1 protein-coding gene is annotated in these 418 nt (G+C 39.0%); it reads left to right on the top strand.

The features are described 5' to 3' along the window. Nucleotides 1–418 (top strand): ATP-binding protein (locus tag CHH91_RS17900; RefSeq protein ID WP_141234188.1); only part of this gene is annotated, 418 nt, incomplete at both ends.

Raw genomic sequence — 418 nt, 5'->3', positions numbered from 1 at the left:
CTATAATCTTATCCTTTTAGGGCCTCCTGGCATCGGTAAAACGTATATCGCAATTGGACTTGGACTTGAGGCTGTTTACAGAGGGTTTAATGTTTATTTCGCTACAATGGGTGAACTGGTGCAGCTTCTAAAATCAGAAGAATACCTGAACAAATCTAAAGTTCAGCTTAAGAGAATTAGAAATGCCGACTTAGTGATTATTGATGATTTAATGTATATGGCCATGGACCAGAGAGAAGCAAACCTATTCTTTCATTTAATTAACCATTTATACGAACGAAGTTCGATTATCCTGACATCAAATAAGAGTCCAGATGAATGGGGCAATTTAATCGGAGACCAAGGCATCACCACTGCGATTTTAGATCGCTTACTTCATCGTGTGGAAGTGATCCATGGTAGCGAAGAAGAGAGAAGT

Origin of the sequence: Virgibacillus sp. 7505, from assembly GCF_002272135.1 — a bacterium.
Taxonomy (GTDB): Bacteria; Bacillota; Bacilli; order Bacillales; family Amphibacillaceae; genus Terribacillus.
The sequence above is the reverse complement of the archived record's forward strand: the minus strand, read 5'-3'. Positions and strand labels throughout refer to the sequence as shown.